Genomic DNA, 21687 nt, shown 5'->3' on the forward strand with positions numbered 1-21687 from the left:
CATGCTGAGCCCTTACATGTCGCCCGTGGAGCGGGTGTGGTTCTACAGCCTGCGCATTCTTTGCGGCCTGATCCTGCTGTTCCTCATTCTGCCGGTTCTGGTGATCGTGCCGCTGTCGTTCAACAGTGGCAGTTTCCTGGTCTACCCGCTGCAGGGCTTCTCGCTGCAGTGGTACCAGGACTTCTTCGGCTCGGCCGAATGGATGCGGGCCTTGAAGAACAGCATCATCGTCGCCCCGGCGGCCACGGTGCTGGCCATGGTGTTCGGCACCCTGGCAGCCATCGGCCTGACCCGTGGCGACTTCCCGGGCAAGTCGCTGGTGATGGCGCTGGTGATTTCGCCGATGGTGGTGCCGGTGGTGATCATCGGTGTGGCCAGCTACCTGTTCTTCGCCCCGCTGGGCATGGGCAACAGCTTCACCTCGCTGATCCTGGTGCATGCTGTACTGGGCGTGCCGTTCGTCATCATTACCGTTTCGGCGACCTTGCAGGGCTTCAACTATAACCTGGTGCGCGCTGCGGCCAGCCTGGGCGCCTCGCCACTGCTCACGTTCCGCCGGGTGACCCTGCCGTTGATCGCGCCCGGGGTGATTTCGGGGGCGTTGTTCGCCTTTGCCACGTCGTTTGACGAAGTAGTGGTGACCCTGTTCCTGGCCGGGCCGGAGCAGGCGACCCTGCCGCGGCAGATGTTCAGTGGTATTCGCGAAAACCTGAGCCCGACCATTGCCGCGGCGGCGACCTTGCTGATTGCCTTCTCGGTGGTGTTGCTGCTGACCCTGGAGTGGTTGCGCGGGCGTAGCGAGAAGTTGAGAACCCAGCAGCCCGGTTGAAGGTATGTTGCCTGTGCTGGCCTCTTCGCGGCTAAAGCCGCTCCCACAGGGTTTGTGCACCTGTGGGAGCGGCTTTAGCCGCGAAGAGGCCAGTACAGGTTGATGCTAATCAGCCTTCATCCGCTTCCCTGGGTTACAATGCGCGCCACCGTGATTCTGCCAACAGGTGCGCCATGCAGCCCTACGCTATTGCCCCCTCCATTCTCTCCGCCGATTTCGCCCGCCTGGGCGAGGATGTCGACAAGGTATTGGCCGCGGGTGCCGACATCGTCCACTTCGATGTCATGGACAACCACTACGTCCCCAACCTGACCATCGGCCCGATGGTCTGCACCGCCCTGCGCAAGTACGGCGTCACCGCTCCCATCGACGTGCACCTGATGGTCAGCCCGGTCGACCGCATCATTGGTGACTTCATCGAAGCTGGCGCTACCTACATCACCTTCCACCCGGAAGCCTCGCAGCACATCGACCGTTCGCTGCAGCTGATCAAGGACGGTGGCTGCAAGGCCGGCCTGGTGTTCAACCCGGCCACCAGCCTGGATGCCCTGAAGTACGTGATGGACAAGGTCGACATGGTGCTGCTGATGAGCGTCAACCCAGGTTTCGGCGGGCAGAAGTTCATCCCTGGTACCCTCGACAAGCTGCGCGAGGCGCGTGCGCTGATCGATGCCAGTGGCCGTGATATCCGCCTGGAAATCGACGGTGGCGTCAACGTCAACAACATCCGCGAGATCGCTGCCGCTGGCGCCGACACCTTCGTGGCCGGCTCGGCGATCTTCAACGCCCCGGACTACCAGGAAGTCATCGCCAGGATGCGCGCCGAACTGGCTCAGGCCCGCCCATGAGCGGCTTCGAGCAGCTGTTCCCGGGGACGCTGCCCAGGCTGGTGATGTTCGATCTGGACGGTACCCTGATCGATTCCGTGCCAGACCTGGCCGCCGCCGTGGACCGCATGCTGCTCGAACTGGGGCGCCCGCCCGCCGGCCTTGAGGCGGTGCGCCACTGGGTGGGCAACGGCGCCCAGGTGCTGGTGCGTCGGGCGCTGGCCGGTGGCATCGACCATGCCGCCGTGGACGATGCACTGGCCGACCAGGCGCTGGCGCTGTTCATGGACGCCTATGCCGAGAGCCACGAACTGACCGTGGTCTACCCCGGTGTGCAGGACACCCTGCGCTGGCTGCGCAAGCAGGGCGTGGAGATGGCGCTGATCACCAACAAGCCCGAGCGCTTCGTCGGCCCGTTGCTGGACCAGATGAAGATCGGCAACTACTTCCGCTGGATCATCGGCGGCGACACCCTGCCACAGAAAAAGCCCGACCCGGCGGCGCTGCTGTTCGTCATGCAGATGGCCGGCGTTACCCCGCAACAGTCGCTGTTCGTCGGCGATTCGCGCAGTGACGTGCTGGCGGCCAAGGCGGCTGGCGTGCAGTGCGTGGGCCTGACCTACGGCTACAACCACGGGCGGCCGATCCACGACGAATCCCCCAGCCTGGTGATCGACGACCTGCGCGCATTGCTGCCCGGTTGCGCAGACCCGGCCACTGGGATAACGTTGGCGGACCTTCAAGCCTCACAAGACAGAGAGTCCACCGTGGCGGTTACTGGCAAATTCTGGATGAAAGTCATCAAGGCCCTGGCCCGTTGGCGTTGGCGCGCCTGACTTTTGCCTGCCGGCGCGTGCCGGCCCGTCCGTTTGCCTGACCTATTGCTGCTTGCCACGAGGCTACCCATGACCCGCGAAGAATTCCTGCGCCTGGCCGCTGCCGGCTACAACCGCATTCCCCTGGCCTGCGAAACCCTGGCCGACTTCGACACGCCGCTGTCGATCTACCTGAAACTGGCCGACCAGCCCAACTCGTACCTGCTCGAATCGGTGCAGGGCGGCGAGAAATGGGGCCGTTATTCGATGATCGGCCTGCCGTCGCGCACCGTGCTGCGTGTGCACGGTTACCATGTCAGCATCCTGCAGGATGGCGTGGAGGTGGAAAGCTTTGAGGTCGAAGACCCGCTGGCCTTCGTCGAAACCTTCAAGGACCGTTACAAGGTTGCTGATATCCCCGGCCTGCCGCGCTTCAACGGCGGCCTGGTCGGCTACTTCGGCTACGACTGCGTGCGCTATGTGGAAAAGCGCCTGGGCGCCAGCCCCAACCCGGACCCGCTGGGCGTGCCGGATATCCTGCTGATGGTGTCCGATGCGGTGGTGGTGTTCGATAACCTGGCGGGCAAGATGCACGCGATCGTGCTGGTCGACCCGGCTCAAGAGCAGGCATTCGAACAGGGTCAGGCACGCCTGCAAGGCTTGCTGGAAACCCTGCGTCAGCCGATCACCCCACGCCGTGGTCTGGACCTGAGTGGCCCGCAGGCTGCCGAACCGGAATTCCGCTCCAGCTACACCCGTGAGGATTACGAGAACGCCGTCGGCCGTATCAAGGAATACATCCTGGCCGGTGACTGCATGCAGGTGGTGCCGTCGCAGCGCATGTCGATCGACTTCAAGGCCGCGCCTATCGACCTGTACCGTGCGCTGCGCTGCTTCAACCCGACGCCTTACATGTACTTCTTCAACTTTGGCGACTTCCATGTGGTCGGCAGCTCGCCCGAGGTGCTGGTGCGTGTCGAGGACAACCTGGTCACCGTGCGCCCGATTGCCGGTACCCGCCCGCGTGGTGCTACCGAAGAGGCCGACCGCGCGCTGGAAGACGACCTGCTGTCGGACGACAAGGAAATTGCCGAGCACCTGATGCTGATCGACCTGGGCCGTAACGATGTGGGCCGTGTGTCCTCGACCGGCAGCGTGCGCCTGACCGAGAAGATGGTGATCGAGCGTTACTCCAACGTGATGCATATCGTGTCGAACGTCACTGGCCAGCTGCGTGAAGGGCTGACGGCAATGGACGCGCTGCGGGCAATCCTGCCGGCCGGTACGCTTTCGGGGGCGCCGAAGATTCGTGCGATGGAGATCATCGACGAACTGGAGCCGGTCAAGCGTGGGGTTTACGGTGGGGCGGTCGGTTACTTCGCGTGGAACGGCAACATGGATACCGCGATTGCCATCCGTACTGCCGTGATCAAAGACGGTGAGCTGCATGTGCAGGCTGGTGGCGGCATCGTTGCCGACTCGGTGCCGGCGCTGGAGTGGGAAGAAACCATCAACAAGCGCCGGGCGATGTTCCGTGCGGTCGCGCTGGCCGAGCAGACTTCCGCCAAATAAATTGATTGGGGCTGCTTTGCAGCCCTTCGCGGGCACGCCCGCTCCCACAAGGCCTGTGCAATACCTGTGGGAGCGGGCGAGCCCGCGAAGGGCCGCAGAGCGGCCCCATCAGTTCAGAAGTCGACGCTGACATCCAAACTCACTCCCTGCTGCGTCAACTCATCACTCTTGCGCCAGTTGTAGGACCCGCGCAAATGCACCCCCGCCACCACTTCATGGCTCACCCCCAGGCTCGCCCGGGTCAGGTCGCTGTGCGGCGTATACCCGGTCAGGGTGAAGTCGTTCGCCGGCAGGCTGGTCAGGTGCATCGTCACATCCTGCTGGTCATCCTCGAACTCATGCTCCTGCGCCATCTCGGCGAACAGCCGGGTACTCGGCAGCACCTGCACACTGCCCAGCAACCCCACGCCCAAACGGCGTGATGTACGTTCCTGGTCATCGAAGCCCAGTGCCGTCGAGCGCCCGCTCTTCTCGTCATAGCCATCCACCTTCACCCGCGCATAGTCGGCGCCGATGAACGGCGCCAGCTGCCAGCTGCTGCCCTCGACCGCCAGGTTGTAGCCCAGCCGAGCCGACATCGCCCAGGCCTCGCCATTGGTGTCGCCCTTTTCGCTGCGGTCGTTCACGCCAAGGGCGAAGGTGCGCTTGAGGTCGCTGTAGTCCAGGTGCCCGGCGGTGAGCGCTGCATCGGCCCACCAATGGTCCTCGCGGTACTGGGCGAAGGCGCTGGCCAGGTAGCTGTCCAGCTTGTAGTTCGAGTCCTCTGCGCCGGCTTCCAGCTTCTGCCGGTACACGCCGCCGGCCAGGCCCAGGCGCCAGGCATCGTTCAGGCGGTAGCTGCCGCCCAGGGTAAGGTTGTAGCCGCGGCCATCGCCGCTGGCAGCGCTGCGCTGGCCGTCGAAGTCCAGGTCTTGGGCGCCGCTGGCGACGAAGGACTGCCACTGGCCAACTGCCTGCCAGGGTGTCTGCCATTGGTTGCGTAATTCGTCCTGGTGGGCGCGCAAGCTGGCGTGGGCCATCTCTGGCAACAGGGTCAGTTCCCACGGGGCGGAAAGGATCGAGTAGCCGTAGTCGGCAATCAGTTGCTGGCCGGCAATGGTCGGGTGCACCGAGTCGTTGAACAGCAGCTTGGTCGGGTCCGGCGTGGTGCCGTTGATGCCATACACCGGGTTTTCCACGCAGCCTTCGCCGCTGTAGCAGGTGCCGACCAGGTTCTGGCCACTGGCCAGGCCGAACTGCTCGGGGCTGGCCAGCGCTTCGCTCAGCAGCATGGGGATGTTCAGTGGAATGATCTCGGCATCGATCTGCCGCAGTTGGCCGAGCAGTGACTGGTTGAAGGCACCGGACAGCAGCGACAGCGGGTTCTGCTGCGGCGTACCGCTGAAGTTCGGCGTCTGGCCGAGATCGGGCAGCAGCCAGACCATGATATAGCGGGCACCGCCTTGCTGCAGGGCCTGGGCGCTGGCGGCCAGGCGGGCGCCAGCGGCCACGGCATCTGCCGGGCTGCTGACCAGGCCTTGCAGGAAGTCGTTGCCGCCACCGGTCAGGTAGTACAACGCGTTGGGGTCGGCGCGCAGGCCGTTGGCCAGGTAGCCCGGTTTTTCTCGCAGTACCTGCCCGGCGCCGGGGCGCCCGGGTGGGATGACCGTCTTGGACGTAGTGGTGATCGAATCCAGGATCTGCTGGGTGGTATAGCCGCCAACGGCCCAGTTGTTGCCGTCGGGAATCCCCAGTGCCGGGTTGATGGGGGATGTGGAAGGGCCCAGCGCTGTCGGGTCTACCCCGAGCTTCCCACCAAGGATCATCGGCGACACCGGCGCATAATTGCCATCGGCATCGCGGTTGGTAAAGCGCACGCCGCCAAACTGTCCCGCGTCGCTGAGGCTGTCGCCAAACACGATCATGCTGGAGTAGGGAGAGGGGGCGGCGAAGGCTTGGCTGCAGGCTAAGCCCAAGGAGGCGAGGGTAAAGCGCAATAACGGTGCTTTTCGCATCTGGGAATATCCTTTTCTTTGTTTTTTTATGAAGGACAACCCGATCGACCTTAGCAAATCGCAGTGCATCCCTCCCAAGTCCATTCGTTTCCCCGTGTTTACGGGCATATTGCGCCCGCCGCCCCGGTAGGCTACTGTGCCGTGACGTATGAGCGAGACCTATCCTGTGTTGATCGTCAGCAAACTCTTGATGCGCGTAATCAAGGCCCACGCCCGTTGGCGTTGGCGCGCCTGACTTTATCTCCTGCCGGCCCGTCCGGCCCGCCCCCGTTTGCCTTCCTGTCTACCGCCCCTTGTGGCAAAGCCGCGCCTGTTGGCGGGTGCAGAAAGGTTCGAATTCTGAAGTCAGTAGATTCAAGAGGTTTAACCCGATGTTACTGATGATCGACAATTACGACTCATTCACTTACAACGTCGTTCAGTACCTTGGCGAGCTGGGTGCCGAGGTCAAGGTCATTCGCAATGACGAAATGACCATCGCCCAGATCGAAGCCCTCAACCCCGAGCGCATCGTCGTATCTCCAGGCCCGTGCACGCCGAGCGAGGCGGGCGTGTCGATCGAGGCCATCCTGCATTTTGCCGGCAAGCTGCCAATCCTCGGCGTGTGCCTGGGCCACCAGTCCATCGGCCAGGCCTTTGGCGGTGACGTAGTGCGTGCCCGCCAGGTGATGCACGGCAAGACCAGCCCGGTCCACCACCGCGACCTGGGTGTGTTCGCCACTCTCAACAACCCGTTGACCGTGACCCGTTACCACTCGCTGGTGGTAAAGCGCGAAACCTTGCCCGAGTGCCTGGAAGTGACTGCCTGGACCGCCCATGCTGACGGTTCGGTCGACGAGATCATGGGCCTGCGTCACAAAACGCTGAATATCGAAGGGGTGCAGTTCCACCCCGAGTCGATCCTGACCGAACAGGGCCACGAACTGTTCGCCAACTTCCTCAAGCAGACCGGCGGCCGCCGCTAAGGATCGAACATGGATATCAAGAGTGCGTTGAGCCGTATCGTCGGCCAGCTGGACCTTTCCACCGAAGAAATGCGTGACGTCATGCGCCAGATCATGACCGGCCAGTGCAGCGAAGCGCAGATCGGTGCCTTCCTGATGGGCATGCGCATGAAGAGCGAAAGCATCGACGAGATCGTCGGTGCGGTGTCGGTGATGCGCGAGCTGGCCGACAAGGTCGAACTGCAAAGTCTCGATGGCGTGGTCGATATCGTCGGCACCGGCGGTGATGGTGCCAACATCTTCAACGTATCCACCGCCTCGTCGTTCGTCCTGGCGGCGGCGGGTTGCACCGTGGCCAAGCATGGCAACCGCGCGGTATCGGGCAAGAGCGGCAGTGCCGACCTGCTGGAGGCCGCCGGCATCTACCTGAACCTGACGCCCACCCAGGTGGCCCGCTGCATCGACAGCCTGGGCATCGGCTTCATGTTCGCGCAAAGCCATCACTCGGCCATGAAGCATGCTGCCGGCCCGCGTCGCGACCTGGGGCTGCGTACCCTGTTCAACATGCTCGGCCCGCTTACGAATCCGGCCGGAGTGAAGCATCAGGTGGTCGGTGTATTCGCCCAGACCCTGTGCCGCCCGTTGGCTGAAGTATTGCAGCGCCTGGGCAGCAAGCACGTGCTGGTGGTGCACTCCAAGGACGGCCTGGACGAGTTCAGCCTGGCCGCGCCGACTTTCGTCGCCGAACTGAAGAATGGCGAAATCACCGAATACTGGGTCGAGCCGGAAGACCTCGGCATGAAGAGCCAGAGCCTGCACGGCCTGGCCGTCGAGAACCCGCAGGCATCGCTGGAGCTGATCCGCGATGCGCTGGGCCGACGCAAGACCGAGAACGGCCAGAAGGCCGCCGAGATGATCGTGCTCAATGCGGGCGCGGCGCTGTATGCCGCTGACCATGCCATGAGCCTGAAAGCCGGTGTGGAACTGGCCCACGACGTACTGCACACCGGGCTGGCCTGGGAGAAGCTGCAGGAGCTGGGTGCCTTTACTGCAGTATTCAAGGTGGAGAACGAAGCATGAGTGTGCCGACGGTGCTGGAAAGGATCATTGCCCGCAAGTTCCAGGAAGTGGCCGAGCGCAGTGCGCGCGTCAGCCTCGCCGAACTGGAGGGTCTGGCCAAGGCTGCCGATGCCCCGCGTGGCTTTGCCAAGGCCCTGATCGAGCAAGCCGGGCGCAAGCAGCCGGCGGTAATTGCCGAAATCAAGAAGGCTTCGCCGAGCAAGGGCGTGATTCGCGAGCATTTCGTGCCGGCGGAAATTGCCGTCAGCTACGAGAAGGGCGGGGCGACTTGCCTTTCGGTGCTGACCGATGTGGATTACTTCCAGGGTGCCGACGAGTACCTGCAGCAGGCCCGCGCGGCGGTGTCGCTGCCGGTGATCCGCAAGGACTTCATGGTAGACCCGTACCAGATCGTTGAAGCCCGGGCCCTGGGCGCGGACTGTGTGCTGCTGATCGTGTCGGCGCTGGATGACGTGAAAATGGCCGAACTGGCGGCCACGGCCAAGGATGTCGGCCTCGACGTGCTGGTGGAAGTGCACGATGGCGATGAGCTGGAGCGTGCGTTGAAAACCCTGGATACACCGCTGGTGGGGGTGAACAACCGTAACCTGCACACCTTCGAGGTCAGCCTGGAAACCACCCTCGACCTGCTACCGCGTATTCCGCGTGATCGCCTGGCGATTACCGAGAGCGGTATCTTGAACCGGGCCGATGTGGAGCTGATGGCGATCAACGAGGTCTACTCGTTCCTGGTGGGTGAGGCGTTCATGCGCGCCGAGCAGCCAGGGCTTGAGCTGCAGCGGTTGTTCTTCCCGGATCAGGTGAAGAAGACTGTTCAGCAACTGGACTGATCGAAGCGAAGCCGGCATTGTCGCCGGCTTTTTTGTATGCCTGCCATGCCCCCTTCGCGGGCTCGCCCGCTCCCACAGGATGATCACTGCCTTTGGCATCTGTGGAATCCCTGTGGGAGCGGGCGAGCCCGCGAAGAGGCCGGTAAAAACGACATAGGTGGATCAATGACCGATCAACCCCTGGCCCTGACCGTAGAACAAGGCCTGCACGCCGAACAGGAACTGCTGGCCGCCGTCTGCCGCGGCGAACGCGACAGTGGCGTGCTGTTCTGGCGCCCGACCGACCACGCCCTGGTCATGCCTCGGCGCATGAGCCGACTGGAAAACTTTGAAGCCGCCTGCTCGGAGCTGGCAATCGCCGGCTGGCCGGTGCTGCTACGCGAAACCGGTGGTGAGCCGGTGCCGCAGTCTCATTCGACGGTGAACGTTGCCCTGGTCTATGTCGCCCCCCGCAGTGAAGGCGACCACGGCCGTATCGAGAACGCCTACGAGCGCCTGTGCCTGCCGCTGTGCGATGTGCTGCGCGAGTGGGGCGGGGTGGCGTCGGTGGGCGAAATCGACGGCGCTTTCTGCGATGGCCGCTACAACGTCAACCTCAATGGCCGCAAGCTGGTGGGCACTGCCCAACGCTGGCGCCAGGGGCTGGGCGGCAAGCGCCCGGTGGTGCTGGTGCACGGTGCGCTGCTGCTGGATAACGAGCGTGAGTCGATGGTGGCGGCGGTCAACCGCTTCAACGAGTGCTGCGAGCTGGAGCAGCGCTGCCGCGCCGATGCGCACATCGCCCTGCACGAAGTGGCGCCCGCGGCGCCCTGGTTCGAGCGGCTGTCGCAGGCCTATGCCAAGGTGCTGGCTGACCTGCCCAAGGACTAGCGGGTACCGTAGACCACCATGGTCTTGCCTTTGACCTGCACCAGGCTGCGCTCTTCAAGGTCCTTGAGGACGCGGCCGACCATTTCCCGGGAGCAACCGACGATACGGCCGATTTCCTGACGGGTGATCTTGATCTGCATGCCGTCGGGGTGGGTCATGGCGTCGGGTTGCTTGCACAGCTCCAGCAGGCAACGGGCGACGCGCCCGGTAACGTCGAAGAAAGCCAGGTCGCCGACCTTGCGCGTGGTGTTGCGCAGGCGCTGGGCCATCTGGCTGCCCAGGGCGTACAAGATTTCCGGGTCCTGGCGGGCCAGTTCGCGAAACTTCTCGTAACTGATTTCGGCTACTTCGCATTCGGTCTTGGCGCGCACCCAGGCACTGCGCTGTTGTTCACCCTCGACCGGTTCGAACAGGCCCAGCTCGCCGAAGAAGTCACCGTTGTTGAGGTAGGCGATGATCATTTCATGGCCGTTGTCGTCCTCGATGAGGATGGTGACCGATCCCTTGATGATGAACCACAATGTCTCGGCCCGGTCGCCGGCGCAGATGATGTTGCTTTTGGCGGTATAGCGGCGACGCTGGCAGTGCGCCAGCAGCTTGTCGATGTTCTTGATCTTGGCGGGTAGGGCAGAGGCAACCATCACGAAATCCTGTTCGATACGACGCATAGGCCTTTTTATAAAGGTTGGCTGGCGGTGTGCGCCAGTCATTTGGCGCCAGCTTATCAGACACTACAGGATGTTTCGGTACTAAACCGACACGACTCGTACTTTTCCCGCAGCCATACAAGGTCTAAGCTGACACCCTTTTTCGAATATCAGGAGTCCGGGTAGATGAAGGCACGTATCCAGTGGGCCGGTGAGGCGATGTTCCTCGGCGAATCGGGGAGCGGCCATGTCGTCGTGATGGACGGCCCGCCCGAGGCCGGCGGCCGCAACCTGGGTGTGCGCCCGATGGAAATGCTGTTGCTGGGCCTGGGTGGCTGCAGCAGCTTTGACGTGGTCAGCATTCTGAAGAAGTCGCGCCAGGCAGTGGAAAGCTGCGAGGCTTTCCTGGAGGCCGAGCGTGCCAGCGAAGACCCGAAGGTGTTTACCAAGATCCACATGAACTTCGTGGTGAAGGGGCGTGGGCTGAAAGAGGCCCAGGTCAAGCGTGCGGTGGAGCTGTCGGCGGAGAAGTATTGCTCGGCTTCGATCATGCTCGAGCGTGCCGGGGTAGAGATTACCCACGGGTACGAGATTGTAGAGCTGGGTTGAGCCCCGGATTTTTGGGGCTGCAACGCAGCCCCGACAATTTCAGCTGCGAAGCGCCGGCAGTGCAGCCCGCACCCATCCCGGCAAGCAGCCCCGCATCACCCGGCTCAACCGCTCCCGCCGCTTCTGGTAAACCAGCCCCAGCCCGATAACCCCAAGCCCGATCAGGGTCACCACCAGCGGGAACAGCAGCGAGTCGGCAAACACCTCGTACGACAGGTACCCCAGGTAAGCCGCCACGCCCAGCGCCCCGAACACCATGAACACCGGCCGACGTAACAGCACCGCCATGCCCATCAGTACAATATTGATCAGGCAGTACAGGGCCTTGCCCAACTCGCTGCCGCTGTCCACCAGCGTCAGCCCGCCCCAGAATGCCGCCAGCCCGGCCAGGTAGCCCCAGTGGGCGTAGTCTTCGCGGGTGCGACCATCCACCCCGACGAACACCACCAGCAACCCCAGCCCGAACCACAACGAAACCTCGCGGCGTTGCTCCCAGCTGAATGGCGAGCCGAAGAACCATTCGCTCAGGTCCATCGACATGAACCACAAGGCCACGGCAATCGGCATGACGATGAACGGGTAGGGGATCAGCCGCAGCATCAACAACCCGGCAAGCACCGTGGCCGCTTCCATTGCCAGCCAGCCGCCCTGCACGTAGGTGTAGTACTGGTGATAGTTCGCCTGCGCATCATCCATCGGCCACCAGCCGGCCAGCCGTTCGATGGCGAACACCGCCAACGGCACGATGCTGACCGCCACCGCCGCCAGCACCCCGGCCGCGACGGGCTGTACGCGCCGTTGCAGGTTAACGGCGAACAGCGTGAGCAGCAGAATATAGAGGCTGGCGATGACCAGCAGCGCCCAGTCGCCGATGCGCATCCAGGCTTCGGTGAGCAACCAGCCCATGGCTGCCATGATCAGCATGGCGCCGAAGTAGAAAGCGACATGGGCCAGCTGGAAGCTGCCACGCTGTGCCGGTTGCTGGCGCAGGAACGCCAGCAGGGCCTGGTCCTGGCCCGGCTGGAGAATGCCGGCTTGCACGGCGCGCGCCAGGTCCTTGGCGTCGAAACGGTCCGTCATGGTGATGCCTTCAGATACGGTAGGTGCTCTTGGTCATGACCTTGGCCAACAGGCTCATGCCAAAGCGAACCGGGGCGGGGAAGCGATATCCGCCGGCTTCCAGCGCAGACTCGGCGTGCTGTTCCTCATCGATGCGCATTTGCTCGAGGATGGCCCGGGATTTTTCGTCTTCCTGCGGGATCTGCTCCAGGTGCTCGTCGAGGTGCTTGCAGACCTGGTGCTCGGTGGCAGCGACGAAGCCCAGGCTGACCTTGTCACTGACCAGCCCGGCGAGTGCGCCGATGCCGAACGACATGCCGTAGAACAAAGGGTTGAGTACGCTGGGGTGGCTGTTCAGCTGGCGAATGCGCTGTTCGCACCAGGCCAGGTGGTCCACTTCTTCCTCGGCGGCGTGTTCCATGGCCTTGCGCACTTCGGGCAGCTTGGCGGTCAGGGCCTGGCCCTGGTACAGCGCCTGGGCGCAGACTTCACCGGTGTGGTTGATGCGCATCAGCCCGGCAACATGGCGCGCCTGCTGCTCGTCCAGGTCGACGTCCGGCTGGACGATGGCCGGCGATGGGCGGGCGGGTTGGCCGCTGAAGGGCAGCAAGGTGCGCATGGCGGTATCGGCCTGCAGCAACAAGCGGTCGAGCGGCGAGTAGTGACGTTCGGTAGCCATCGGGCACCTCCGCAAGAATGTGCCCGACAGTTTACCGCAATAGTGGCAGGGTCGCTTGCCGTGGATCAGCCCGGTGGCCAGTGCATCTGGCGCTGGCCAAGCACGTGCATGTGGATGTGGTAGACGGTCTGGCCGCCCTGCTCGTTGCAGTTCATGACCACGCGGAAGCCGTCCTCGCAGCCAAGTTCCTTGGCCAGGCGCTGGGCGGTGAACAAGATGTGGCCAGCCAGGCCTTTGTCTTCTTCGGTCAAGTCATTGAGGGTGCGGATGTGCTTTTTCGGGATGACCAGAAAATGCACCGGCGCCTGGGGGGCGATATCGTGGAACGCCAGTACCTGGTCGTCCTCGTAGATGATCTTCGCCGGGATGTCCCGGTTGATGATCTTGATGAATAAATCGTCCACAGCACTTGCTCCATGGTGAGGGTCGGGCCGAGTGTACTCAGCCGGGCGCCGCTCGCCCAGTGGCTATTCCATGCCGACCGGGCAATAGCGGCGGTGGATGACCCCGGCCAGCTTGCGCACCAGCCAGCGCGGCAGCAGGCGCGGGGCGAACGCCAGCCAGCGGTTGCGCCGACCGGGCAGGATCAGCGCGCGGTTCTTGTCCAGCGCGCGCACGGTGTACAAAGCCACTTCCTCAGGGCTGAGGCAGCGTGGTTTGCCATGCAGCCGCGGAATGCGACGGCGCGCGGAGCGCACCGGGCCGGGGCACAGTACCGAAACCTTGATGCCGGTGCGCTTGAGTTCTTCACGCAAGGCCTGGGAGAAACTCAGCACATAGGCCTTGCTGGCGGCATAGGTGGCCATCCAGGGGCCAGGCGCCACCCCGGCCAGGCCGGCGACGTTGAGGATCTGCCCGCCGCCCTGTACGGCCATCAGGTTGCCGATGGCGTGGCACAGGCGGCTCAGGGCCAGCACGTTGACTTCCAGCAGGTCCTGCTCGTCGGCCCACTCATGGGCCAGGAATGGCCCGTAGGTGCGCAGGCCGGCACAATTGACCAGCAGGTCGATGCGCCGCTCGCCTTCTTCCAGCTCCAGCACGAAGCCCGACAGGCGCAGCGGCTGGCTGAGGTCGCAGGCACGGAACAGCACCTCGACACCGAAGCGTTGGGTAAGCTCGATGGCCACCGGCTCCAGCGTTTCACGCTGGCGTGCCACCAGGATCAGGTTGCGCCCGCGCCGCGCCAGGGCTTCCGCCAGGGCCAGGCCCAGGCCGCTGGAAGCACCAGTGATCATGGCGTAACGGGTCATGCAAGGCTCCTGGGGGCTGAAGAGGGCGCCTAGTGTACAGCTTGGCCGGGCAAGGTGTTGCCTTTTGCTACAAGGTCCGCGCGCGCAGGGCCTGGCAGCGTTCCAGGGCGTCCCGGTACTCGTCATGCAGCCGGCCGATCAGCGCGCTGGCGCTGGGCAGGTCGTCGATACCGCCGACCCCCTGGCCCGCCGACCACACGGTCTTCCAGGCCTTGGCTTCGTCGTCGATCGGCTTGAGCTTGCCTTGTTCGTGGCCGCGCTTGAGGGCGTTCATGTCATAGCCAGCCTGCTCCAGGCTCGGGCGCAGGAAGCTGGCAGGCACGCCGGACACCGCCGGGGTGTGGATGATGTCGGCGGCATGGGCATCGAGCAGCATCTGCTTGTAGGCGCCCGGGGCCTGGCTTTCTGCGGTGGCGATGAAGCGGGTACCCATGTACGCAAGGTCCGCACCCAGCATTTGCGCGGCGAGGATCTCGTGGCCGTGGTTGAGGCAGCCGGCCAGCAGCAGTGTCTTGTCGAAGAACTGGCGAATTTCCGCGGCCAGGGCGAACGGGCTCCAGGTGCCGGCATGGCCGCCTGCGCCGGCGGCGACGGCGATCAGGCCATCGACACCGGCTTCGGCGGCTTTCTCGGCATGGCGGCGGGTGGTGACATCGTGGAACACCAGGCCGCCGTAGCCATGCACGGCATCGACCACTTCCTTCACCGCGCCCAGGCTGGTAATGACGATCGGCACGCGGTGTTCCACGCACAACGCCAGGTCGGCCTGCAGGCGCGGGTTGGTCGGGTGGACGATCAGGTTCACGGCATAGGGCGCTGGCGCCTGCAATTGCGCCATGCCTGTCTCGATTTCCTCCAGCCAGGCCTTGAAACCGGCGCTGTCACGCTGGTTTAGGGCCGGGAAGCTGCCGACCACGCCGCTGGCGCAGCAGGCCAATACCAGCCTGGGGTTGGAGATCAGGAACATCGGTGCGGCAACCACGGGCAGGCGCAGGCGTTGTTCGAGGGAGGCAGGTAGCGACATGGCAAGGCTCCTTGAGCGAGTGGCTATGTCAGAACGGTTTGACCACCACCAGAATTACGATACCCAGCAGGAACAGCACGGGTACTTCATTGAACCAGCGATAGTAGACGTGGCCGTGGGTGTTGCTGCCGCTGGCGAAGCGTTTGCGCTGGGCGCCGCACATGTGATGGTAGACGGTCAGCAGGATGACCAGGGTCAGCTTGGCATGCAGCCAGCCCTGGCTGAGCCAGCCGGGTGTGAGGTAGAGCATCCACGCGCCGAACACGTAGGTGGCGATCATCGCCGGGTTCATGATGCCGCGAAACAGCTTGCGCTCCATGGTCACGAAGCGTTCCTGGCTGATGCTGTCCTGGCTTTGGGCGTGGTAGACGAACAACCGCGGCAGGTAGAAAAGGCCGGCGAACCAGCAGACCACGCTGACGATATGCAGCGCTTTGATCCATAGGTAAAGCATGGGGGAGTTCCTTCAGGTATACACGGTCGTCAGATAGTAGTGGTCAAGCGCCCGAAGGGTCACCCGAAGAGTTGTTACAGGCGCCTTGCGCCCCTATTATCGTGCGCTTTCCAGACGGCTCGTTGATAAGGGGCAAGCGTTATGATCAAGGTCGGTATCGTCGGCGGCACGGGTTACACCGGCGTCGAACTGTTGCGTCTGCTGGCACAGCATCCACAGGCCGAGGTGGCGGTCATCACTTCGCGCTCCGAGGCGGGCGTTGCAGTGGCGGACATGTACCCGAACCTGCGCGGCCACTATGACGGGCTGGCGTTCAGCGTGCCGGACAGCAAGACCCTGGCCGCCTGTGACGTGGTGTTCTTCGCCACTCCGCACGGTGTAGCCCATGCCCTGGCCGGCGAGCTGCTGGCGGCCGGTACCAAGGTGATCGACCTGTCGGCCGACTTCCGCCTGCAGGACGCCGCCGAGTGGGGCAAGTGGTACGGCCAGCCGCACGGTGCGCCAGAGCTGCTCAAAGACGCGGTGTACGGCCTGCCTGAAGTCAACCGCGAGAAGATCCGCCAGGCGCGCCTGATCGCAGTGCCGGGTTGCTACCCGACCGCCACCCAGCTGGGCTTCCTGCCGCTGCTGGAAGCTGGCCTGGCCGACCCGTCGCGCCTGATCGCCGACTGCAAGTCGGGCGTCAGCGGCGCTGGCCGTGGTGCGGCGGTGGGTTCGCTGTTCTGCGAAGCCGGTGAAAGCATGAAAGCCTACGCGGTGAAGGGCCACCGCCACCTGCCGGAGATCAGCCAGGGCCTGCGCCTGGCCGCTGGCAAGGATATCGGCCTGACCTTCGTGCCACACCTGACGCCCATGATCCGTGGCATTCACGCGACCCTGTACGCTACCGTCGCCGACACCTCGGTCGACCTGCAGGCGCTGTTCGAGAAGCGCTACGCCGATGAACCGTTCGTCGACGTGATGCCGGCGGGCAGCCACCCGGAAACCCGCAGCGTGCGCGGCGCCAACGTCTGCCGTATTGCCGTTCATCGCCCGCAGGGTGGTGACCTGGTAGTCGTACTGTCGGTGATCGACAACCTGGTCAAGGGCGCGTCCGGCCAGGCGGTGCAGAACCTCAACATCCTGTTCGGCCTGGACGAGCGCATGGGCCTGTCCCACGCGGGCTTGCTGCCGTAAGCAGCCAGCGTTCGAAAAGGCCCGCGTCGTGCGGGCCTTTTTGTATGTCGCGACTAAAGCCGCACAATTCTTGACCGATTTTCTCGGGAAAGCGGATAATGCGCGTCATCGAGTTTTATGGCGGCTACCGCGCCGGGAGAATCAACATGAGCGTCGAAACCTTCACCCCCACGGCTTTGGAATTCACCCACGGCGCTGCACAAAAGGTGAAGAACCTGGTTTCCGAGGAAGGCAACGATCGTCTGAAGCTGCGCGTGTTCGTCACCGGTGGCGGCTGCTCGGGCTTCCAGTACGGCTTCACCTTCGATGAAGACGTGGCCGAAGACGACACCATCGTTGAGCGCGAGGGTGTTTCCCTTGTGGTCGACCCGATGAGCTTCCAGTACCTGGCTGGCGCCGAAGTGGATTACCAGGAAGGCCTGGAAGGTTCGCGCTTCGTGATCAAGAACCCGAATGCTGCTACCACCTGCGGCTGCGGCTCGTCGTTCTCGATCTGAGGCCTGGCTATACGAAAACGCCGCGCAATTGCGCGGCGTTTTGCTTTCTGGCGTAGCGCTCAGGCCGGGTAGATTGCGCCGAGTACACGCAGGCCCTTGGCCGCTGTCACGCTAGGGCGGTTGGCGGCGATGCCCTCCAGGCAGCAGTGGGCCAGCCAGGCGAAGGCCATGGCTTCGACCCAGTCCGGGTCCACGCCATGGGCACCGGTGCTGGCGACACGGGCGTCGGGCAGCAACTGGCCGAGGCGCGCCATCAGGGCGCCGTTGCGCGCACCGCCACCGCAGACCAGCAACGCTTCGGTGTCTTGCTGGGCGTTGCTCAGCGAGTCGATGATGCTGCGTGCGGTCAGCTCCAGCAATGTCGCCTGCACGTCCTCGTCGCGGTAAGCGGGCAAGCGGGCCAGGTGGCCATCCAGCCAAGGCAGGTTGAACACTTCGCGGCCGGTGCTCTTCGGGCCGCTGCCGGCGAAGAACGGGTCGGCCAGCAGTGCGCTGAGCAAGTCGGGCTGCACCACACCCGAGGCAGCCCACGCCCCATCCGCATCGTAGGCCTGGCCGCGCTTGCGCTCGATCCAGGCATCCAGCAGCACATTGCCCGGGCCACAGTCGAAGCCGTGGACCGGCTTGTCGTGTTCGATCAGGCTGAGGTTGCTGAAGCCGCCCACGTTGAGAATGGCCAGGCGCTGGCCGAGGTGGCTGAACAGGGTTTCATGGAAGGCCGGCACCAGTGGCGCACCTTGGCCACCGGCCGCCACATCGCGACGGCGGAAGTCAGCGACCACGCTGATACCGGTAAGCTCGGCCAGTAGCGCCGGGTTGCCGATCTGCACGGTAAAACCGCGTGCTGGTTCGTGGCGGATGGTCTGGCCGTGGCTGCCGATGGCACGGATGGCATCGGCCTGCAGCCCTTGCCTGGCCAACAGTTGGCGGATGCCTTCGCCTGCCAGGCTGGCCCAGCGGTTTTCTGCCAGTGCGGCGCGGGCGATCTCGTCAGGGCCGCTGCTGCAAAGGCTCAGCAGTTCCTGGCGCAGGTCGCCGGGCATGGGCAGGTAGTGGGTGGCGAGCAGTTCGAGCTGCTCGCCTTGTTTGATCAGGGCAATGTCCAGGCCATCGAGGCTGGTACCGGACATCACCCCCAGGTAGAGCGCCATGGGCTTAGCGCTTGTTCGCTGCGAGCAGGGTGGCCTTTTCCTGATCCATGCGGGCGATCAGGGGCTGGCTCTGCTGCAGGAAACGCTGGCGCTCGTTCCTGGCGATCGGGTCGGCCATCGGCACTTTCTGGCTCAGCGGGTCGACGTGTACACCGTTGACCTGGAACTCGTAGTGCAGGTGCGGTCCGGTGGACAGGCCGGTGGTGCCGATGTAACCGATGATCTGGCCCTGCTTGACCGAGCTGCCGGTCTTGATGCCCTTGGCAAAGCCCTGCATGTGGCCGTACAGCGTCTTGTAGCGGTTGCCGTGCTGGATGATCACGGTGTTGCCATAACCACCGCGGCGCCCGGCCAGTTCGATGCGGCCGTCACCGGCTGCCTTGATCGGCGTGCCGCGTGGGGCGGCATAGTCGACGCCTTTATGGGCGCGGATCTTGTTCAGAATGGGGTGCTTGCGGCCGGCGGAGAAGCGTGAGCTGATGCGGGCGAAATCGACCGGGGTACGGATGAAGGCCTTGCGCAGGCTGTTGCCATCGGCGGTGTAGTAGTTGGTATTGCCCTGCTTGTTGGTATAGCGCACGGCGGTGTAGGTCTTGCCGCGGTTGGTGAAGCGTGCGGACAGGATGTTGCCGGTGCCGACCACCTTGCCGTCCATCACTTTCTGCTCGTAGACCACGTCGAATTCGTCGCCCGGGCGAATATCCTGGGCGAAATCGATGTCGTAACCCAGCACGCGGGCCATGTCCATGGTCATGCTGTGGGACAGGCCGGCGCGCTGGGCCGAGGCCGACAGCGAGCTTTTGATCACGCCGTGGGCGTAGGCGGTACGCATTACCGGCTTGCTGATTTCGCGGTTGAAGGTGTAGCCCTTGGCGGTCTTGGTCAGGCGAATGGTTTCGAGGTTGCTGACCTTGCTGTGCAGGCTGGCCAGCTGGCCATCCTTGTCGAGCTCGAACTGCAGTACCTGGCCGTGCTTGAGCTGGCTGAACTGCTTGGCCTGCTTGTTGCTGGCCAGCAGGTCATGCACCGCATTGGTCGGCAGGCCGACCTTGGCGAACAGGGTGGACAGCGTATCACCACGGGCCACGGTGACTTCGCGGTGGCTGGGTTCCTTGGCGGCTTCGACGACCGGTTCGGCAGCAGGCGCCTCCTGTTCGGCCTTCTGGGTCTCGGGGGCGGCGTCTTCGATCTGGGCGAATGGCGAGCTTTGCTCGGTTTCTGCCTGCACCAGGGGCGCAGCGCGGGATTCGTCCTTCAACTGCTCGGCAGGGCTCTCCAGCTCGAGGTTGAGGGTGGTTTTCTTGGCTTCCACTTCGCTGGAGGGAAACACCAGCAGGGCCAGGCTGAGCAGGGCGGCGATGCCGCTGGCGGCCAACAGATGGCTTTTCGGATAAAGCGGGGGCGCTTTAGGCGGTTCGTTGGTCATGGGCAAGGTGACTTTGAAAAAGGTGAAATGGAAAAGATGAATGACATGATGAAGATGAAATAACTGTATAAAATATAACCAAATCCATTTTCACGCAAGGGCGCGTAGACGCCGCAAGCCTGTGTTCGGGTCACATTCCTTTGCGAAACTTGTAATTGACGGCCGATCTTGTATGGTTGGCTCCCCCTGAATCTGAGCCTTGCGGGTTTGTCTATGAAGTCGGTTGAAGAGCAGCTGGCGCTTATCAAGCGCGGTGCGGAAGAAGTACTGGTCGAGTCGGAACTGGTGGAGAAGCTCAAGCGCGGCCAACCTCTGCGCATCAAGGCCGGCTTCGACCCGACCGCGCCTGACCTGCACCTTGGGCACACGGTGCTGATCAACAAGCTGCGCCAGTTCCAGGATCTGGGGCACCAGGTCATCTTCCTGATCGGTGACTTCACCGGCATGATCGGCGACCCGAGCGGCAAGAGCGCCACGCGACCGCCGCTGACCCGCGAGCAGGTGCTGGAAAACGCCGAGACCTACAAGCAGCAAGTGTTCAAGATCCTCGACCCGGCCAAGACCGAGGTCGCGTTCAACTCCACCTGGATGGACAAGCTGACCCCGGCCGACTTCATTCGTCTGGCGTCGCAGTACACCGTGGCGCGCATGCTCGAGCGCGATGATTTCGACAAGCGCTACACCACCAACCAGCCGATCGCCATCCACGAGTTCCTGTACCCGCTGGTGCAGGGCTATGATTCGGTGGCGCTGAAGGCGGATGTCGAGCTGGGTGGTACTGACCAGAAGTTCAACCTGCTGATGGGGCGCGAACTGCAGCGCGCCTATGGCCAGGAAGCGCAGAACATCGTGACCATGCCGCTGCTCGAAGGGCTCGACGGTGTGAAGAAGATGTCCAAGTCGCTGGGTAACTATGTAGGTATCCAGGAAGCGCCGGGGGTGATGTACAGCAAGCTGGTATCGATCCCGGATACGTTGATGTGGCGCTACTTCGAGCTGCTGAGCTTCCGTTCGATGGAAGAGATCGAGCAGTTCCGTGCCGATGTTGCCAATGGCGCCAACCCGCGCGACATCAAGATCAAGCTGGCCGAAGAGATCGTTGCGCGCTTCCATGGTGAGGAGGCTGCGGCCAATGCTCACCGTGCTGCGGGTAACCGTATGAAGGAAGGTGAGCTGCCGGAAGACCTGCCGGAAGTCGAAGTGGCTGCGGCGGAAAGCCTGCCGATTGCTGCCGTGTTGAACCGGGCTGGCCTGGTGAAGAACTCGGCGCAGGCGCGGGACTTGCTGAGTGGTGGTGCGGTCAAGGTTGATGGTGTGGTGGTTGATCGCGATTTCATGTTTGCGCTGGGTGCGACGCATGTGTGTCAGGCGGGCAAGAAGTCGTTTGCGCGGGTTACCTTGAAGGCTGAGTGATTGGCTTTGGGTGTAGCTATATAGAAGCGGGGAGGCCGGTAGGCCTCCCTGTTTTGTTTTTGGGGTTTGGCTTTTGGTTGTGGGGCGCTGAAGGTGTTGTGGCGAGCACCTGGCGGCCCTGATGCGGTCTTCTCCAAAAAGATTCTAAATTATTGAAATTAAAGGTTGACCTCCTGAAAAGCCGCCCTATAATGCGCACCACTCCAACACGGTAGCGAAGCAAAGCCAGCCACCCTGTTGAGTCAAGTGTTTGAAGCTAAACGAGTTTCTCGCAAAAAACTTCAAAATAAACGCTTGACAGCAAATGAGGAAAGCGTAAAATGCGCGCCTCGGTTGAGACGAAAAGCTCTTGACAAAACGCTCTTTAACAAATCGAATCAAGCAATTCGTGTGGGTGCTTGTGAGTACGGACTGATAGTCACAAAGATTATCAGCATCACAAGTGGCCATGCGAGAAATCACATAGTCATTTGAGATTGCTGAGCCAAGTTTAGGGTTTCTTAAAAACCCAAGCAGTATTGAACTGAAGAGTTTGATCATG

At 63.2% G+C, this 21687-nt stretch carries 22 protein-coding genes; 12 read left to right on the forward strand and 10 right to left on the reverse strand.

Translation table 11 applies throughout. The features are described 5' to 3' along the window. Position 1: 1 nt before the first annotated feature. The 4 genes from ACIQYU_RS21895 to trpE all read left to right on the forward strand — a co-directional run bounded on the left by ACIQYU_RS21895 (position 2) and on the right by trpE (position 4043). Entirely contained in the window at positions 2 to 829 is an 828-nt protein-coding gene (locus tag ACIQYU_RS21895; RefSeq protein WP_013970603.1) for an ABC transporter permease, read from the forward strand. A gap of 173 nt (positions 830 to 1002) precedes the next feature. After that, on the forward strand, positions 1003 to 1677 hold the full coding sequence (gene rpe / locus ACIQYU_RS21900; protein WP_038408593.1) for a ribulose-phosphate 3-epimerase: 675 nt from the start codon (positions 1003 to 1005) through the stop codon (positions 1675 to 1677). Beyond that, on the forward strand, positions 1674 to 2492 hold the full coding sequence (locus ACIQYU_RS21905) for a phosphoglycolate phosphatase (RefSeq protein WP_207834230.1): 819 nt from the start codon (positions 1674 to 1676) through the stop codon (positions 2490 to 2492). The genes rpe and ACIQYU_RS21905 overlap by 4 nt, the downstream gene beginning before the upstream one ends. 69 nt (positions 2493 to 2561) lie before the next feature. Continuing rightward, positions 2562 to 4043: an anthranilate synthase component I gene (trpE, locus tag ACIQYU_RS21910; RefSeq protein WP_207834232.1), complete on the forward strand. Its 1482-nt coding sequence runs from the start codon at positions 2562 to 2564 to the stop codon at positions 4041 to 4043. A gap of 113 nt (positions 4044 to 4156) precedes the next feature. Here the strand turns inward: trpE and estP are convergent, their stop codons facing one another. Beyond that, on the reverse strand, positions 4157 to 6037 hold the full coding sequence (estP, locus tag ACIQYU_RS21915; protein WP_402802177.1) for an esterase EstP: 1881 nt from the start codon (positions 6035 to 6037) through the stop codon (positions 4157 to 4159). Between the two features lie 371 nt (positions 6038 to 6408). On the opposite strand from estP, the gene ACIQYU_RS21920 reads away from it, so the two are divergent. The 4 genes from ACIQYU_RS21920 (at position 6409) to ACIQYU_RS21935 (ending at position 9761) form a co-directional block, all read left to right on the forward strand. Continuing rightward, complete coding sequence (locus ACIQYU_RS21920; RefSeq protein ID WP_063914594.1) at positions 6409 to 7002, forward strand: aminodeoxychorismate/anthranilate synthase component II; 594 nt, start codon at positions 6409 to 6411, stop codon at positions 7000 to 7002. Between the two features lie 9 nt (positions 7003 to 7011). Then, positions 7012 to 8061: an anthranilate phosphoribosyltransferase gene (trpD, locus tag ACIQYU_RS21925; RefSeq protein ID WP_013970609.1), complete on the forward strand. Its 1050-nt coding sequence runs from the start codon at positions 7012 to 7014 to the stop codon at positions 8059 to 8061. After that, the gene (trpC, locus tag ACIQYU_RS21930; RefSeq protein WP_063914595.1) at positions 8058 to 8891 is read left to right on the forward strand and encodes an indole-3-glycerol phosphate synthase TrpC; all 834 of its coding nucleotides are present in this window, start codon (positions 8058 to 8060) and stop codon (positions 8889 to 8891) included. The genes trpD and trpC overlap by 4 nt, the downstream gene beginning before the upstream one ends. Before the next feature lie 165 nt (positions 8892 to 9056). Beyond that, the gene (locus tag ACIQYU_RS21935) at positions 9057 to 9761 is read left to right on the forward strand and encodes a lipoate--protein ligase family protein (protein WP_207834244.1); all 705 of its coding nucleotides are present in this window, start codon (positions 9057 to 9059) and stop codon (positions 9759 to 9761) included. Here the strand turns inward: ACIQYU_RS21935 and crp are convergent. After that, positions 9758 to 10402 carry a cAMP-activated global transcriptional regulator CRP gene (gene crp / locus ACIQYU_RS21940; RefSeq protein WP_207834250.1) on the reverse strand — a complete coding sequence of 215 codons (645 nt, stop codon included), beginning with the start codon at positions 10400 to 10402 and terminating at the stop codon, positions 9758 to 9760. The two genes, ACIQYU_RS21935 and crp, sit on opposite strands and share 4 nt — an antisense overlap. Positions 10403 to 10594: 192 nt before the next feature. On the opposite strand from crp, the gene ACIQYU_RS21945 reads away from it, so the two are divergent. Beyond that, positions 10595 to 11017 carry an OsmC family protein gene (locus ACIQYU_RS21945; protein ID WP_004376171.1) on the forward strand — a complete coding sequence of 141 codons (423 nt, stop codon included), beginning with the start codon at positions 10595 to 10597 and terminating at the stop codon, positions 11015 to 11017. Positions 11018 to 11056: 39 nt separating this feature from the next. Here the strand turns inward: ACIQYU_RS21945 and ACIQYU_RS21950 are convergent, their stop codons facing one another. From ACIQYU_RS21950 to hemJ, 6 genes are all read right to left on the reverse strand, one after another. Further along, on the reverse strand, positions 11057 to 12097 hold the full coding sequence (locus ACIQYU_RS21950; RefSeq protein WP_207834252.1) for a DUF2157 domain-containing protein: 1041 nt from the start codon (positions 12095 to 12097) through the stop codon (positions 11057 to 11059). 10 nt (positions 12098 to 12107) lie between these two features. Continuing rightward, positions 12108 to 12755 (reverse strand): 2-polyprenyl-3-methyl-6-methoxy-1,4-benzoquinone monooxygenase, encoded by a 648-nt coding sequence (coq7, locus tag ACIQYU_RS21955; RefSeq protein ID WP_025337477.1) that lies wholly within the window; start codon positions 12753 to 12755, stop codon positions 12108 to 12110. 65 nt (positions 12756 to 12820) lie between these two features. Further along, complete coding sequence (locus tag ACIQYU_RS21960; RefSeq protein WP_063914599.1) at positions 12821 to 13159, reverse strand: histidine triad nucleotide-binding protein; 339 nt, start codon at positions 13157 to 13159, stop codon at positions 12821 to 12823. Positions 13160 to 13222: 63 nt separating this feature from the next. Beyond that, positions 13223 to 14005: an SDR family oxidoreductase gene (locus tag ACIQYU_RS21965; RefSeq protein WP_207834254.1), complete on the reverse strand. Its 783-nt coding sequence runs from the start codon at positions 14003 to 14005 to the stop codon at positions 13223 to 13225. 67 nt (positions 14006 to 14072) lie between these two features. Further along, positions 14073 to 15029, reverse strand: a complete 957-nt coding sequence (locus ACIQYU_RS21970; protein ID WP_207834256.1) for a nitronate monooxygenase family protein — start codon at positions 15027 to 15029, stop codon at positions 14073 to 14075. A 28-nt stretch (positions 15030 to 15057) separates the two neighbouring features. Then, positions 15058 to 15483 (reverse strand): protoporphyrinogen oxidase HemJ, encoded by a 426-nt coding sequence (hemJ, locus tag ACIQYU_RS21975; RefSeq protein WP_207834258.1) that lies wholly within the window; start codon positions 15481 to 15483, stop codon positions 15058 to 15060. A 141-nt stretch (positions 15484 to 15624) separates the two neighbouring features. On the opposite strand from hemJ, the gene argC reads away from it, so the two are divergent. Continuing rightward, positions 15625 to 16659 carry an N-acetyl-gamma-glutamyl-phosphate reductase gene (argC, locus tag ACIQYU_RS21980; protein WP_025337480.1) on the forward strand — a complete coding sequence of 345 codons (1035 nt, stop codon included), beginning with the start codon at positions 15625 to 15627 and terminating at the stop codon, positions 16657 to 16659. Positions 16660 to 16805: 146 nt separating this feature from the next. Then, a complete protein-coding gene (gene erpA, locus ACIQYU_RS21985) occupies positions 16806 to 17156 on the forward strand; it encodes an iron-sulfur cluster insertion protein ErpA (protein ID WP_015268740.1) in 351 nt (116 codons plus the stop codon). 59 nt (positions 17157 to 17215) lie between these two features. Here the strand turns inward: erpA and ACIQYU_RS21990 are convergent, their stop codons facing one another. Further along, the gene (locus ACIQYU_RS21990; protein WP_241106194.1) at positions 17216 to 18307 is read right to left on the reverse strand and encodes an anhydro-N-acetylmuramic acid kinase; all 1092 of its coding nucleotides are present in this window, start codon (positions 18305 to 18307) and stop codon (positions 17216 to 17218) included. 4 nt (positions 18308 to 18311) lie between these two features. After that, positions 18312 to 19733, reverse strand: a complete 1422-nt coding sequence (locus ACIQYU_RS21995; RefSeq protein ID WP_207834262.1) for a peptidoglycan DD-metalloendopeptidase family protein — start codon at positions 19731 to 19733, stop codon at positions 18312 to 18314. A 213-nt stretch (positions 19734 to 19946) separates the two neighbouring features. Here ACIQYU_RS21995 and tyrS point away from each other — a divergent pair, with 213 nt between their 5' ends. Continuing rightward, positions 19947 to 21146, forward strand: a complete 1200-nt coding sequence (gene tyrS / locus ACIQYU_RS22000; RefSeq protein WP_333957062.1) for a tyrosine--tRNA ligase — start codon at positions 19947 to 19949, stop codon at positions 21144 to 21146. The last annotated feature ends 541 nt before the right edge of the window (positions 21147 to 21687 follow it).

Source organism: Pseudomonas sp. NPDC096925, from assembly GCF_044762545.1.
In the GTDB taxonomy this organism is placed as follows: Bacteria; Pseudomonadota; Gammaproteobacteria; order Pseudomonadales; family Pseudomonadaceae; genus Aquipseudomonas.

Coding starts and splice junctions, on each gene's coding strand:
- tyrS (WP_333957062.1), top strand. CDS start 19,947: ATGAAGTCGGTTGAAGAGCAGCTGGCGCTTATCAAGCGCGGTGCGGAA.
- rpe (WP_038408593.1), top strand. CDS start 1,003: ATGCAGCCCTACGCTATTGCCCCCTCCATTCTCTCCGCCGATTTCGCC.
- ACIQYU_RS21970 (WP_207834256.1), bottom strand. CDS start 15,029: ATGTCGCTACCTGCCTCCCTCGAACAACGCCTGCGCCTGCCCGTGGTT.
- hemJ (WP_207834258.1), bottom strand. CDS start 15,483: ATGCTTTACCTATGGATCAAAGCGCTGCATATCGTCAGCGTGGTCTGC.
- ACIQYU_RS21990 (WP_241106194.1), bottom strand. CDS start 18,307: ATGGCGCTCTACCTGGGGGTGATGTCCGGTACCAGCCTCGATGGCCTG.
- erpA (WP_015268740.1), top strand. CDS start 16,806: ATGAGCGTCGAAACCTTCACCCCCACGGCTTTGGAATTCACCCACGGC.
- trpC (WP_063914595.1), top strand. CDS start 8,058: ATGAGTGTGCCGACGGTGCTGGAAAGGATCATTGCCCGCAAGTTCCAG.
- ACIQYU_RS21905 (WP_207834230.1), top strand. CDS start 1,674: ATGAGCGGCTTCGAGCAGCTGTTCCCGGGGACGCTGCCCAGGCTGGTG.
- ACIQYU_RS21995 (WP_207834262.1), bottom strand. CDS start 19,733: ATGACCAACGAACCGCCTAAAGCGCCCCCGCTTTATCCGAAAAGCCAT.
- ACIQYU_RS21950 (WP_207834252.1), bottom strand. CDS start 12,097: ATGACGGACCGTTTCGACGCCAAGGACCTGGCGCGCGCCGTGCAAGCC.
- trpE (WP_207834232.1), top strand. CDS start 2,562: ATGACCCGCGAAGAATTCCTGCGCCTGGCCGCTGCCGGCTACAACCGC.
- estP (WP_402802177.1), bottom strand. CDS start 6,037: ATGCGAAAAGCACCGTTATTGCGCTTTACCCTCGCCTCCTTGGGCTTA.
- trpD (WP_013970609.1), top strand. CDS start 7,012: ATGGATATCAAGAGTGCGTTGAGCCGTATCGTCGGCCAGCTGGACCTT.
- ACIQYU_RS21895 (WP_013970603.1), top strand. CDS start 2: ATGCTGAGCCCTTACATGTCGCCCGTGGAGCGGGTGTGGTTCTACAGC.
- ACIQYU_RS21935 (WP_207834244.1), top strand. CDS start 9,057: ATGACCGATCAACCCCTGGCCCTGACCGTAGAACAAGGCCTGCACGCC.
- crp (WP_207834250.1), bottom strand. CDS start 10,402: ATGGTTGCCTCTGCCCTACCCGCCAAGATCAAGAACATCGACAAGCTG.
- ACIQYU_RS21945 (WP_004376171.1), top strand. CDS start 10,595: ATGAAGGCACGTATCCAGTGGGCCGGTGAGGCGATGTTCCTCGGCGAA.
- argC (WP_025337480.1), top strand. CDS start 15,625: ATGATCAAGGTCGGTATCGTCGGCGGCACGGGTTACACCGGCGTCGAA.
- ACIQYU_RS21965 (WP_207834254.1), bottom strand. CDS start 14,005: ATGACCCGTTACGCCATGATCACTGGTGCTTCCAGCGGCCTGGGCCTG.
- ACIQYU_RS21920 (WP_063914594.1), top strand. CDS start 6,409: ATGTTACTGATGATCGACAATTACGACTCATTCACTTACAACGTCGTT.
- coq7 (WP_025337477.1), bottom strand. CDS start 12,755: ATGGCTACCGAACGTCACTACTCGCCGCTCGACCGCTTGTTGCTGCAG.